Annotated in this window: 7 protein-coding genes; all 7 read right to left on the bottom strand. The window is 45.1% G+C overall.

Annotated features, from left to right (window positions below):
• Positions 1-63 precede the first annotated feature (63 nt).
• The 7 genes from HMPREF1536_RS09545 to HMPREF1536_RS09515 all read right to left on the bottom strand — a co-directional run bounded on the left by HMPREF1536_RS09545 (position 64) and on the right by HMPREF1536_RS09515 (position 14,816).
• Positions 64-3,231 (bottom strand): DUF5107 domain-containing protein, encoded by a 3,168-nt coding sequence (locus tag HMPREF1536_RS09545; RefSeq protein ID WP_028730151.1) that lies wholly within the window; start codon positions 3,229-3,231, stop codon positions 64-66.
• Positions 3,232-3,332: 101 nt separating this feature from the next.
• Positions 3,333-6,317: a glycoside hydrolase domain-containing protein gene (locus tag HMPREF1536_RS09540; protein ID WP_028730150.1), complete on the bottom strand. Its 2,985-nt coding sequence runs from the start codon at positions 6,315-6,317 to the stop codon at positions 3,333-3,335.
• Positions 6,318-6,336: 19 nt separating this feature from the next.
• A complete protein-coding gene (locus tag HMPREF1536_RS09535; RefSeq protein ID WP_233426401.1) occupies positions 6,337-7,320 on the bottom strand; it encodes a sulfotransferase family protein in 984 nt (327 codons plus the stop codon).
• Between the two features lie 28 nt (positions 7,321-7,348).
• Positions 7,349-8,527 carry a chromate efflux transporter gene (gene chrA / locus HMPREF1536_RS09530; protein ID WP_044193570.1) on the bottom strand — a complete coding sequence of 393 codons (1,179 nt, stop codon included), beginning with the start codon at positions 8,525-8,527 and terminating at the stop codon, positions 7,349-7,351.
• A gap of 1 nt (position 8,528) precedes the next feature.
• Positions 8,529-9,899, bottom strand: coding sequence for an aryl-sulfate sulfotransferase (locus HMPREF1536_RS09525; RefSeq protein ID WP_209435514.1), 1,371 nt, complete (start codon positions 9,897-9,899; stop codon positions 8,529-8,531).
• A 200-nt stretch (positions 9,900-10,099) separates the two neighbouring features.
• On the bottom strand, positions 10,100-11,638 hold the full coding sequence (locus HMPREF1536_RS09520) for a RagB/SusD family nutrient uptake outer membrane protein (protein WP_028730146.1): 1,539 nt from the start codon (positions 11,636-11,638) through the stop codon (positions 10,100-10,102).
• 19 nt (positions 11,639-11,657) lie between these two features.
• Positions 11,658-14,816 (bottom strand): SusC/RagA family TonB-linked outer membrane protein, encoded by a 3,159-nt coding sequence (locus HMPREF1536_RS09515; protein ID WP_028730145.1) that lies wholly within the window; start codon positions 14,814-14,816, stop codon positions 11,658-11,660.
• Between the last annotated feature and the right edge of the window lie 103 nt (positions 14,817-14,919).

The following is a 14,919-nucleotide window of genomic DNA, read 5'->3' as shown; positions in this document are numbered from 1 at the left end:
TTTCATAGGCATGAAACAGTTGTTTCACCTAGAAGAAACAACTGTTTCACTATAGAGAAACTATTAGCGGAAGCTATTACCGTCATTTGAAAACAGACGGACGATCAAATCAAAGTTAGCGTCGCGGAAAGAAGTTTCCCACGGCGTAGTATCCGCCTGATCATTGCGGGATTTAAGCATTCCGGCGGCTTTCTCCTTTTCACCGTTATAAATGGCGGCACACCATTGGACGATACGATTTTCCGGGAAACTAGTAGCCCATGAAGCCACCATACGATCCGCTTCGGCCTGTTTTCCCGATTCACGCAAAGCAAGTGCACTTAATAGGTTTCCGGAACCGAAATGAGAACGGGCGCAGGGATAACCGGCAACGGATGCCAATAAAGCTTCCGCTTTCTGCTTATCGCCCAATCCCGCATATGCCTGCGCTTCCATATAATCTTCCAGGCGACTGTCGATCATATTGTCGTAAGGCTTGCCTACGCCTAAGTTTTCCGGCCATTCCTTCGATGTTTCCACATTCTTCAAAACCTGTTTATAACTCTTTTTACCCAGTTGTTCCATTGCCTTATACAAATTGGCTTCACGGTAGACAGCCCGTCCGGCATAAGAACCTTCATTGGGAAGAACCTGTATCTTACTTAATAAGGAGATACACGGCTGATACTGGCCTGTCTCACACAATGCTTTTGCATACTTCAAACCGATATAGTAGTTCGACGGATACTTTTTAGTGTATTTCTTTCCTGTTTCAACCGCTTGCTGCCATTGGTTATTGGAGATATAATAGTTGATCAATGCAAAACCGGTGCGCCATGACATTTCTGTCTGCTCCGCTTTCAGTAGGTCGGCCAACCGGGCTTCGCCGCTCTTCAATGACGCACGGCTCAGGTAGAAAGGAGCATAATCCGCTTCACCACAGCCGTTAAAGAGTTCGAGTGCTTTCTCCTTATTATGGTTTGCCCAATAAATAAGACCTTGATAATAACCGATCTTCCAGTCGGGGCGAACCGTTTCAGCCCACTTCAATGCTTCCAGTGTGGAAGGACGGAAAGGAAATACCGACTGGGGAGATCCGGCGTTTGCCTTCTCCAGAGCGGCCAGACTTCCGGCTTCATCGCCTTGCTTATGCAGGAGATAGGCCTTCTTATAGTTTGCCACCGGATAATCGGGGACAAAAGACAGTAATGTCAATGCTTCTTCGTCACAGCCGGCAGACTCATACCATTCGGCCAACTCCATATATGTTTCGAAAGGAAGTTCGTTGCGGATCAACGATCCGAAGTCATTTTTATCCGCACCATTCAGCAGATAGTTTTCAAACCGTGCAACATGATACAACGGAAGTTCCTCCAAGAGCGAAGAGATGATCGCTTTCGCTTTTTCCGGTTGATTTGTCTTACGATAGACAACCATCAGCACATGATCGGCACTCAGGTTCAGCGTATTGAAGTCAAGGCTCTTCAACGCATAATGTTCCGCTTTCTCCCAGTTCTGATCGATCAGGAACATTTCCGCCAGCTTTTCATAAGCGGCACTGCGTACCGATGGGGAATAAGAAGCAACAGAGAAACCGTCCTTAGCATCGGTATTATTTCCAAGCGCCTTGTTACATAAGCCATACAGATAGTTGGCTTCTCCTTGATATGTATTAATGCTCAACGCCGTACGGCAATGCTTCAATGCCTCTTCGTACCGTCCTTCCCGGTAATACAGGGAAGCCAGGCTTGTCAGCGCCGGAAGGAAATAAGGATCTTTCTCCAATGAAGCGGAGAGGTATTTCTCTGCCTTATCGTATACTTTCTGGTTCATCCACTGATCGCCCTGCGTATAAAGGCCGTAAACAGAATTCCAGTCAAAGTCCGACGGCAATTGTTTCGGGCGGTTGGTAATATTATCCGACGGGACTTCCGAATAAACCAGCAGGTCGTTGCCGACTACCACTTTCAGCTTTCCGGCAGCAACCGCATTATCCAATGGAACAGAATCCTTCCATGTCTCCAAAACGCCACAACGAAGAGGAACGGAACGAACCATCTTATCACCATCATAAAGCTTGACCTCTGTGGACAGCTGTTGCAACGGAGAGAAATATAGTTTCAGGAAACCGTCTTCCCTCAACACATTCAACGCACCGATACGTCCGGCTTTGGATACGCCTTTTATGCCTTTCACCGGAAACCAGTATTCCGTCCACTGGTCGGTTGCCTGCGGGCCGAATGCGGTATGCTTATACGGAGTAAAGCTACTGCCCGATGCCGGTTGGTTATACATGCGGCCGGATTGCAGTTCGATATACTGGCCATCCGTATCTGTCAGCAGGTCTTCCCAGATACCGCCTTCACGGGACAGTCCCCAAAGGAATATCTTCATACCCAGCTTCTCGTCGTAATCGGCATGATGGATGGAACCGAAATCGTCATCGTGCCAATAAGCGCCGTAGAAGTCGTTGTATTTACCCAGCACATGATAGGATTTGGAGTTTCCGAAGTCATTCTTTTCATACCAGGAGATATCACGGCCCTGTTCATCGAGCGGGAAAGAAAATAGTTCGCCCCCATGACCGATATAATTAGTTCCGGGATAACAGAACTGTGCGTTTCCGGCTGCCTTATAGCCCGCATTCATCCATTGATAATATGGCTGGTCGATGGAAGAACTGTTATGCCAAGTTGTCTTTGTTGTAAAATAAGCTTTGTCCTTCGGCAGGTTTACTTCCACTGTCCAGAGCGTACGGGTCACCAGATCGTAGGAAGATACATAACAGCTTACGCTTCCGTCGGCTTTCTGGCGGGTCAGGTAATCGATAGGTGTACTGGAAGTCGGAGCATGACCGATAATGCCGAAGTTAAATTCGATACCGCCGGAAGTCCACGGCCCACGCATGGCAATATCACGGAACTTCACGACATGGTTGTTATAAATAAATTCCTTTTGGGAAGTCTTATCCACTGCTCCCCATATCTTCCCTCCTATTTCGGGAAAAAGAGTCAGTTTGATATAGTCATTTTCAAGTGCCACCACTTTCCACTCTTTATCCACCCCTTTAGCGGCAAAGCCATCAAAACGAAAATAGGGATAGAACAGGTCGGAAGGATCAGCCACCGGATCAGGATCGGAGAATGGATAGGTTTTAACCGTTTGTACACTTTCAGAAACAGTAGCCTGTTGTTGTGCAGATAAAGGTTGCAATATAGCGGTTGCACAAAGAAGGATGAGAATCTTTTTCATGGTAATTTCTTTAAATAATAAACAATTGTATAGGGGGAGCAATTCTCCCCCTATACAATTAAGGAGTACATTTACTGTCAATTATACTATATCAGCCTGCGTTATTTTGCAATAATTAACAAGCCTTTCCCTTTAGGTACTGTGATCTCATCACCCGGTTTCCAGGTTGCTTCGGTCTGGAAATCAGCTATGGCCGGAGCATACAACGTTACTTTCGACGGATCGAGACCCAGTTTCGCCCAATCGACAGAAAGAGTGACCTTAGCATCGCCATCTTCCCAGGTAGCCAGCGAGATCAAGGTCTTCTCTCCCGGGTGGCTGTAAATGGTTGCCAATGTTTTATCGCTGTTCGTCTTCACCGGATTATCTTTCACCCAGTAGCCGATCATTTCACTTTTCTGCATGCCGAATGAATCCCAAAGATGCCACAACGGCCCATTGTCTACCCGCGGACTACGCCCGGTCATGCCATACAACATTCCGCGCCAGGGGTTACCGCCGCCTTCCAGCATTTCACCCATCAATCCGTAGGGGATGCCGGATACTTCAATCAGCCAGAATTCGGGTGGGAAATCATAATTAAAATATTCACCGAACCACAAACGATCCAGATACGGGAAATGCTCGAGATAAAGATTGGCACTGTTGGCAAAACCGTCCTTCGGATTATACTGATTAGCGGAATGCAGGTCGATCATTGCGCCCGGATTCGTACGGTTCAGTACCTTACGGATACGTTTCATCGTCATACGGTCGAATGCCAGGTCATCGATATACAGACCGTCAATACCGACATTCTTTACCAGCCAGTCGAGTCCTTCCAGATAATAATTATGCCAGCGGGAAACACCACTGTTCACAATCGCAGCATCTTTCAGGTGGGGAACGAACCAGGCTCCGATATAATTTTGATCCAGATGCTCCTGCAACCAGGAGAAACCACCGCCAGGGCCTTCCGAGAAGATCTCATTACCTAGACTGCGAAGGGCATACATTTCCACACAACTGTTAGACAACTCGCGGACAGTATTATAGATCTTCACCTTCATATCCCGTGCATGTGCGCCATCGATATAAGCCTTCATTTCCTTCGTACGAAGGAACGGATAGTTGATAAACGGATTGATACCCGTTGCATGGTGAATATTCAGCACATTCGCACCCAGCTTCTCTACCTTTTCGATAAAGTCATAACTATGATAATAACGTTCGCGCCATTGCTTATCCGTATCGATCGGGCGGAACGGGGTAATTGCCACATTGAAATAGTAATACAGCTTATCGCCTTTCTTTACTTCCCGTTTGCCGGAATAAGCATTGATCCGTGTTCCGTCGGAAGCGTTATTAATGTCGATACCTCCGTTTCCGTTATTACACCAGGACAGAGGCATATGTAATGGCTTCTGATGATAGAAATTCGTATTCAGCGGACGCTCGTATTTATTATCGTAGAAACGGATCTGAAGGCCGGCATTTACATCGCCTACCCACGGGCCGTCCTGGTTCTTTTCAACATCCCATTTCCAACGCAGGTCGTTAGGACAATAGCCGCCTTTCTCTCCCAGTCCCATCATATAACGTCCGATGCCGGGAGCCAGATGAGTACGCAGACCGATATCTTCGACGGATGCATTTTCGCGGGCAACCAGCGTCACCTTATATTCGATATTTCCATCCGACTCCATTTGTCCTTCCAGATCCATCAGAAAACGGCTGTTCTGGTTCAACGCCTTCCAGGCAATAGCTCCCTGTTTATGTTTTGTGATTTCGAAGTTCAGATTTTCCCAAGCACCACCGTCTGCCGCCAGTTCCATAGGTGCGGCCAGGATAGAACGGCCATCGGTACCGATACCGGTCATCGTTTCTTTAAAGTAACTGGTGATATCTGCCGGTAGTCCGAGAGAAGACAGCTTCACTTCACGTCCCAGACAGCTGATCGTTTTATCTTTCAGGACTAATGGCGTGTAAGGAGCAATCACCTCATCATCAAAACCGATCTGTGAGTTCAGCCAACGCAAGCGGGAATGACGCCAGGGTTCATTATCCCCATGATTGGCTATTATATTCTTAGAGACATTCAACGTAACCTGTACAGTCTTACTTTCGGCATTGGCGGCAGACACAATAACCGTTCCCTGATACGTTCCCGAAGAAAGGTGTTCGGGCAACTGGGTTCCAATCCATAACGCCTGAACCTTGCCTTGCTCAACAGAACAGTTCTTCTTGAAAACAGTACCCGTTACATCCGTTCCTTCCGTATTGAAACAGGTAAATGAAGATGCCGGAATCTGTTCGCCGGTAGCTGTATTTGTCAGAGCAGAGAAGTCTACGTGCAGGTTCTCCACCTTTGAACGGGCAGCCCATACGCCTAACTGAAAAACATAATATTCGCCCTTGTCCGCCTGGCCGCTGAAATGGTCGTGACGGTCGTCGACAATCCATTTATAAGGAATATCGGTGGTCATACGGATCGGATATTCCCGGTCTTCGGTGAACAGGATATATTTTTCTCCCGAACGCCCTTTCAGTAAGCGGGCCGTTTCATCAGCCGTAGCAATCACTTCCATCGGATAGAAACTGTTCAACTGGTTTATAGCCTGGAATTGTACCACCTTCGCAGCCGGAAGCGACGGCGCTTTCTTTCCCGACAGTTTATTCTTCTTCACCCAATCGGCTGAAGCCGTATTTTCGAACGGCGGATAATTAACGGTCGGATAATACGGGCTGCCGCTCATTACATTCTTCAGGTAATAGATATAATATTCGCCCGGAACCGTCTGCGGTTGGAAAGCGACTTCCCCTTTCTCCCGGTTCACTGTAAAACGACATACATTGGTAATACGTTTTCCCGTAGCAGCATCCACCACGATCAAATTCTTATCTTCCGGATTCAAATCACGGCGACGCCAATCGATCGTTGCCAACACGGCATCCGACGGTTTCTCTACCGAAACGACTACCCGATGGTTTCCCAGGGAATCGGCATTCCAGGTTCCCAGCCCGTACAACTCGTCGGTAGGCACGGTTTGAGCTTGTAAGTTACTGAAGGTAAACAAACAAAGCAGAGTAAATAGCATTTGTTTCATACGCATTAGTTTTTAACGATTAATATTGTTTTATTCGATTGATCAATTCATCCTGCGGACGCCTTTTCTCGAGGTCGGTCGAATCGGCCTGCTGAATAAAAGCGTTCTTTAAACGACTGTTTTCTTCATTAAAAACAGCTATCTCCCTGTCGGAAAAGCTATCTCTCAGTAGATCAGGGGGAGTACATAAGGAATACCCCAGTTGCTGCAAAAGATCTCCGGCTACGGATTCAAAGATAGTAATATCTTCCGAAGATAATTCACGCAGGAACTTATTCGTATTATCTTTTAGGATCGGCTTGGTTACATTCGACCACATCTTACCGGCTACGGCTGTATTTTCTGACTCCCGGCTCTTATAGTACTCCATTACCCGATCGGAATAAGGGACATGCAGGAAGTTACAAAGGCGGCGCATCGTTTCTTCCGGACAGGCAATCAGCGTTTCATAATTCAGCATAAAAAAATGATCTTCCGCAGTCTTTTCTTTTAAGCGAAGTGCCGCCTCCTGGTCTTTCTTCCAGTTTTGAGCCAGCGCATAAATATGCTTTTCTCCTACAATCGCTTTTTTAAAAGAAAGGGCGACATCACGTCCGTCACGATAGAGATAGATGTAATAAGGTTGAATACCCGTAGACTCGATCCCTTCAGCATAAAACATATTCTTCATACTCTTGCAAAGCCAGAAAGAAGCTCCGGTTTGACGGGCTGCCGTTTCATAGATTACACGGAACAGTTCATAGACTGTTTGCTGTTTACAGGCTGCCAGTATTTCATCGGTTCGGATGCTTATTCCCTCCCAGGGTACGGGATTTACCGTGACCAGCTCGCAGATATCCGCTGCCAACCGATGGAAATTCGACTGATCCGACAGGTCGCCATACTTCGGCAATAAGGGCAGGAAACGCTGAAGAATATGCGGTGGATGCGGAGCGACAATCTGTTCTATACCATCCAGCATCACACGCAGCAGATTGGAACCGGATCGCTGCGTTCCAATCATTTGTATTCCTTGTATTGTATTCATAGAATTAGAATAAGATAAAACCCGCCACACCTGCTCCAAGGATCAGGTAGATCGGGCTGATTGTGTATTTAAATGAGATAAAGAATGTAACAACAAAAATAGCCGCAGCAGCAACCGACAGCGTAATGGTCTGCCCGATCGTTATCGCCGAAGCAAAGATCATTCCGATAACAGCCGCCCGGATACCTTTCATCGCCGCTTTTACTACAGAAGAATGATTTAACGCTTCTACAAAACGGGATAACAAAACTGTCAGGGCAGCCGGTGGAGTAAATATGGCAACAGTAGCCAGCAAAGCCCCCAATACCCCGGCCACTTTATAGCCTATAAAGGCTGCCGTAATAAAAATAGGCCCGGGAGTGATCTGCCCGATAGCAATCCCATCCGCAAACTCAGCCGAAGTAAGCCATTTCAGATTCTCCACGAACAATTCATGTAATGCCGGAATAACGACATAACCTCCGCCAAACAGGGTAAGACTTATTCCGGAGAAAGTAGATAAAATCTGAATATCTTTCGGAGCTTCCGGGCTTTGTCCGCCCCATAACAACGTGCAAAGCAATAACAACAACACTATACCGGATATGATCAGTTGTTTTCTGCCTATAAAATTCTTACCGGTAGACATCGTATCTGTCCCGGCAGGCTGACGGAACAGGAAAGCGCCGGCTACTCCACTACCTACAAGCAATAAGAATGTAACCGTAAAGCCTCCGATAAAGATCAGCAATAAAGCGGCCAGCAGACAAATGACCCATTGTATAGGAACTTTCACGGTCTTACGCGTCATCCCGATTGCTACCGTAACGATCAGGGCCGTGATAGCCGGTGTAATCCCGCTGAATATATTTTTAACCGCCGGAATATTACCATAGGAAAAATACAACCAGGAGAGAAGGATCACCAACAAAAAGGAAGGAATAATGATCCCGATAAAAGCGACAATCGCTCCGGAAATTCCCCTCAGGCGGTACCCGACATAAGCGATCGTATTAACCGCTACAGGCCCCGGTAATACGGACGTCAACGAAATGCCATCCAGCAAATCTTCTTCTTTCAGCTTCTTGTCTACTTCTACTAACTGCTTCTGTACGACAGCAATAAGCGACATATAACCGCCAAACGCCGTAGCGCCCAATTTCAGGAACGTAAGGAATATATATAGAAGCGAAACCTGTCCCATTTTACTTGATTTCTTTAAAATATTGATCCCAGGTTTCTACCGGTACGTACACCGCCCGATAGGGTGCAAAGTGCAAAACACTTTCCCAAAGTACCTTTCCCTTCTTATCCGTAACCATCACCGAACCAGTCTTCGAACTGCACTGTAGCAAGTTTCCATTTGGCAACATAGAGGCATTGCCCATCCGTGAAGTATATTTATCGGCAGGTAATAAAGCATTGATTGTTGTTTCGGCCGTACGGTTCTCTTCATCCAACCGGAAAGCCTTCCCTCCGGAACGCTGATTATGTAAACCATTATCGAAAAGCATCAGATCGCCATTCTCCATAATATAAGGCGAATGCTGAAAAGAGAAATAAGCCGTTGTATCCATTTTAAAGTCTCCGTCACGCCCAAAACGCCAGACTAGTTCGCCGCTTTTGGCATCCACCTTCCAAATCTGATCTTCAATAGGGGCCGACAATAAATAATTGCCATCTTTATCAAAGCAAAGCCCATTAATATGGAAACGGTCATAACGATATTCTGCGATATATGGGTCCTTCTCAATATCCCATACATCCCAGGCAGACCATTTTTTCAATACATTCCCCAATGTGTCGATGACCATAATACCATCACCTCCTAATGTATCCGTCTCCATTTTACCATTGACCGAAATTGTTGCCACTTTCTTCGGGCGGTACAATGTATGTATATGATGATCCTCATCCATTAGTATATCATGATGAATCACTTGATAATCTTTTCCCTTTTCTATCTTATCCAAGTCAAGACGCCACATCGTTTCGCCCGTCAGCGACACTTCTGCCAATCCAGTTCCACCGGCAAACCCGATCGAACCGCGCCGCATCGGTTTTTTATGTTCATCGTTACGTACTTGCTCCGGAGTCATCGTATAATCATCTATAACATCCTTCACAAACGGACGCAACATTGCCAGGAATGTTCCCCGCGGAGTCAGTGAAACGGCACGTACGCCAATATCTTCAACCTGCCAATACCAACGAACCTCGCCCTCGTTGTCGATCAGCATCATATAACCGGGCAGACGGCCAAAACATACTAATATCATTCCGTCTCCCAAAGCCGTCGTGTCATGGGGATGCCCCTCATTAAACCAATGGTTCACCAACCAAGGTGATTGTTCACGGGTCTTAAAAGTCAAGTCTTTCGATTTCTGTTTAAATAAATTATCTATAATAACACGATATGTATATTCGGTATTAGCCTTTAAAAGCAACAAATCAATATGATGAAGCGTGTCTGTTCGGGATATCCGGGAACGATACGATTTTCCAGTCTTCTTTTCCGTATATTCAATATATACCGGAGCCGGCTTTGCCAACAAGATATCGACTTTATTATACATCGCTGTGTTATTAGGAGAAGTCAAAGTAATAGATTTCAATGTGTTTTTTTTCATCCAACAAAAAAATACCAACACGACACAACCTATAACACCAACCATTGTAATCAAACGCTTCATATCCATCTTAAACTATTAAATTAAATAAAAAGAGGATGTGCTCCTAACCCCTTTCCGGTTTTCCACACATCCTCCCCCATTATTTATTTCGGTAACCGTGAAGGATTCTCTGCTGCCAAATTCGGATTCAATTGAGCATCATTCAACGGATACGGGAAATACCGCAAACTAGAAGTTACATTTGTCGGCTGAGCGATACCCAGCTTCTTTAAATGCGCATTTACGACTTCCTCATATTTTCCAAAACGAATCAAGTCTGCACGACGCTGGAATTCAAACACAAGTTCATAACCACGTTCTTTAAGAATAGCATCGTTCATTGCTTCTTTCGTTGAAGGAGCCGGGAAACGATTATGCTTTCCATATTCCGGAGCACCGGCACGAGCACGAATCTGATTCAAGTAAGGAAGAGCTGCAGCCGGACCATTCAAGTTATTCTCGATTTCCGCCTTACAAAGGATCACATCCGATAAGCGGAAAATACAAACCGTACGCCCATCATAATAAGCATCTGAAATCATATCGTAGGTATATTTCATGGTAGCTACGTTTTGCATATACTTCGTCGTATCATTCGGAACAACCGTTACACCCTCATCCGGAACCATGTAACGAAAACCATAATCAGATTGATCATCACGTTTTGCATCCCCCGTATAATCATAATAAAAGAACTCACGACGAGGATCTTCTTTGTCATAACTACGCCAAAATGGAAGGGATACACCATAATATTGCCAACGTCCCGGTACTTCCGGATGATCCGAGGGACCAAAGTGACAGGCAATCTCGGCAGCATTATTTCCCGTTTCATGCAATAAAGCAAAAATCATCTCCTTTCCATATTTGTTGTTTTCCGACCATACATATTTGAAATCACTTTCCAATTCATACTGGCCACTGTTCAACACCATGTCGATATACGTTTTCGCATTCGCATAATCATGATTACGCAAGTAGATCTTTCCCAGCAATGTAGCGGCGGCTCCACTCGTGGCACGAGCCAAATCCTGACCACTCCAACTAGCAGGCAAAAGATTGATACATTCTTTCAAATCAGAAATCAATGTCGCTTCAATTTCGGCTACCGGAGTCAATGTCGCATCATTCATGGTAAACGGATTCTTCACCAACGAAGTGATAAAAGGAACTGCCCCCCATGCATCTGTCAAATCACGATAAGCCATCGCCCGCAAGAATTTAGCCTGTCCCTTCACCAAGTTCTTCTTTTCTTCCGACATATTGACAGCATCTACATTATCCAGAATCGTATTGGCATTCGATACCACATTATACATATCCCTCCAGTTGTTGCTGAAATAACGGTTGCTGGCATCATACGTCATATTACTCAGTTTAGTCGGGTCGCCAGCCGCAGTAGAATAACCTATATCGGTAGCATAATCGGTAATCATAATCATATACCCCCCGTAATATAACCAAGCATCTCCCGGATAAGGATTCATATCCGAATATAAACCCACGACGGCTGCTTCAATATCCGACTCCGTACCATAAGCATTCGCTGTCGTCAAATTACTATATATTTCAGGATCCAGATCGGTACAAGCCGAAACCAACCCCATCGTAACCAGACCTAATAAATATTTCTTACAATTCATTTTCAAATTCTCCTTTCCATTAGAACGTAATATTCAAACCTACCGTATAAGTACGCATAGCAGGATAAGCATTGAAATCCATACCAGCACCAGCATTCGCCGTTTGTTGGCTTCCACCTGACTGGGCAGCCTCGTTAGCTTTCGTATCCACTTCCGGATCCCAACCGGAATAACCTGTGATTGTAAACAAGTTCTCTGCAGAGAAATATACCCGGCAAGAACTTACCACCTTTTTAAACGGAATCGTATAACCCAATGTCAAATTCTTCAGACGAAGGAATGAAGCATCTTCGATAAAATGATCGTTCACATATCCACCATACTGCGAATAGTAGAAACCGTTACGCGGAATATCCGTATTCGTGTTCGAAGGCGTCCAACGATTCAATGCGTCTGTTGTACGTTTCCACTCCAAGTTCATACGTGTCATGTTCAACAAATCGTTACCGATAGATCCCTGGAAGAAAATAGACAAATCAAATCCTTTCCAGGCAAAGTTGTTGGTCAAACCAAAAATCAAATCCGGATTGGCATTACCTATAATCGTACGGTCATCGGCATCTATCTTACCATCATTATTCACATCTTCGAATTTCGGATCACCCGGTTTGGAATTGGGTTGTGGAGCATATGTCTCTCCTTCCTGCAATACACCGATATATTTCCATCCATACAAAGAGCCCAAAGGCTCTCCTTCACGTACAATAGCATAAGCATTTTCCGATACAGTTCCCACCGGTTTTGAAGATGTGATACGTATGTCACCACTACTCCCCAAGTCTAATACCTTATTCCGGTTGAGTGCCAAATTAAACTTCGTATCCCAAACGAAATCACCAGTCAAATTATGAGAAGTAATATCCAATTCAAAACCACGATTCGAGATCTCACCAACATTCTGCTGACCGGAAGTAAAGCCGGTATAATAAGGTAAGGAAACTTTCAGCAATAAATCTTTTGTCTTTTTCCAGTAACCATCCAACGTTACAGACAAACGGTTATCAAAAAATCCCATATCGAAACCAACATTATACTGAGTTGTCGTTTCCCACTTCAAACTGGCATTTTCAGGACTACTTTGGCTAAGATGCGTACCCGGCATATTGCTTGAACCATCCAAAGTGACATGGTTGGTAGAAACCAAAGCATACGATGCATAGTCGCCGATACGTTCGTTACCCGTGACACCGTAACCTGCACGTACTTTCAAGTTGCTAAAAACATCCCAATTCTTCACAAAATCTTCTTCACTGGCACGCCAAGCCAAAGAACCCGACGGGAATGTTCCCCAATGATTATTCGCTCCAAACCGGGAAGAACCATCCCGACGAACCGTTACCGTTGCAAGATATTTATCATTGAACGTATAATTCACACGACCGAAGAATGAAGCCAACAAATTCTCAGTCTTGGCAGAAGAAACCCCTTTAATGGAAGCAGCTCCCAAATTGTTCCATTCGAATAAGTCGGTAGAGAAGCCTTTTCCGTTTGCTGAACGAGATTCTGCACTATACTTCTCATACGAATATCCCAACATCACATTCAAGTCGTGCATATTGTTGAAAGTCTTCATATAATTTAAAATACCTTCAAATACCTGCCGAGTTGCCCTGAAATCATACGTAGAAGCAATACCTCCTTCTATTTCTCCCGCATAAGTAGTAGATTTTGGCAAATAAGAGCCTTTGAAATTATGTAACAGTTCAACACCGGCTGTAGCTTTTGCCGTAAATCCTTCAAACGGACGAATTTCAAGAAAAGCCGTCCCGTTGAACTTGTCATTTACCACCTCTTTCTTACGTTCCAGCAAATTGGCCAGCGGGTTATCTCCACGACCACCAGGAACACGCCCGTACGTGCCGTCTTCGTTGTAAGGCTTTACCGTCGGATCGTAACCCATCACACTCAACATTACATTCTCGCCCAAAATATTACCGCTATAAGTCTGAGCATTCGAACGTTCACGATGAGCATACATCGTAGCACCGGCCTTAATAAAATCGTTGATAGTTTGGTCAACATTTATACGTCCGGAAATACGATTAAAATCCGTATTCTTCAAAACACCCTCTTGCTTATAATATCCAAGACTGGTCAAGACTTTTGTCTTTTCGGAGCCGCCACGGAACTGGATGTTATGATCTTGTACCAAAGCAGTCCGCGTACAGACATCCAACCAGTCGGTATCTACGGTAGACTGCAATTGCGACGGCGTATAAGCCCCGTTCGGGTTCCCCGCCTGGCCGTCGATCTCCTGATACAACGCGTTTTGCAAATTCATATAATCCTTTGCATTGATAAAATCGAACGGATTATCCACCTTCTGAGCTCCCAGATAACCACTGTAAGAGATTTTATTTTCACCCGCTTTTCCTCGTTTCGTCGTAATCAATACGACACCATTCGCCCCACGTGCTCCATAAATGGCCGTGGCCGACGCATCTTTCAGTATTTGCATGGACTCAATATCATTCGGGTTCAAATTCAAGCCTTCCGAAGAGGGGAAACCATCCACTACATAAAGCGGTTCATTTGTAGACGAGATTGAGTTGTTACCACGGACACGTACTGAAATAGTACCTCCCGGTGCTTTTGAACTTTGCGACACTTGTACACCGGCCGTTTTACCTTGCAGTGCTTGTGCTGCATTACTTACCGTACCACCCATCACCATATCATCAGCCGATACAGTCGAAACAGCACCTGTCAAATCTTTTTTCTTCACATAGCCGTAACCAATCGCAACCACCTCATTCAGGCCGATTGCTTCTTCAGCCAAACTGACATTTACCACAGGCTGGGTACCTACTTTAATTTCTTTCGTAGTATAACCAATAAAAGAAATAACCAAAGTTGCATTATTAGGTACATCTAGGGTGTACTTACCGCCCACATCAGTAACTGTACCATTTGTGGTTCCTTTCTGCACAACATTGGCACCCGGTATGGGCTCTCCGGCACTGTCCGTTACTACACCCGACACCTTTTTAGCCTGTTGAGTGACCATAACACTTTCATTCTTTGCTTTCGCTGCATCCACTCCACCAGGAATAGCATACGAAGAAACGAGGGAAGATATACATAATCCAGCTATAAGACCGGATCTTGATAACACCTTCCGCGTCTGAGAATCCACTGCTCTTGCAGTAAAATTTTCTTTCAGTAAAGCGTTGTTCATAAATTTAAATTATTAGATTTATATCTGCATACAATTGCATCCCCTTTACAGTAAACTTGTCAGAATACTAACAATTGACCTGAGTTCGATAAGAACTCTTTCA

The organism is Parabacteroides gordonii MS-1 = DSM 23371, from assembly GCF_000969825.1.
GTDB classification, from domain to species: Bacteria; Bacteroidota; Bacteroidia; order Bacteroidales; family Tannerellaceae; genus Parabacteroides; species Parabacteroides gordonii.
Note: the sequence above shows the minus strand (reverse complement) of the source record. Positions and strands in the feature narration are given on the sequence as shown.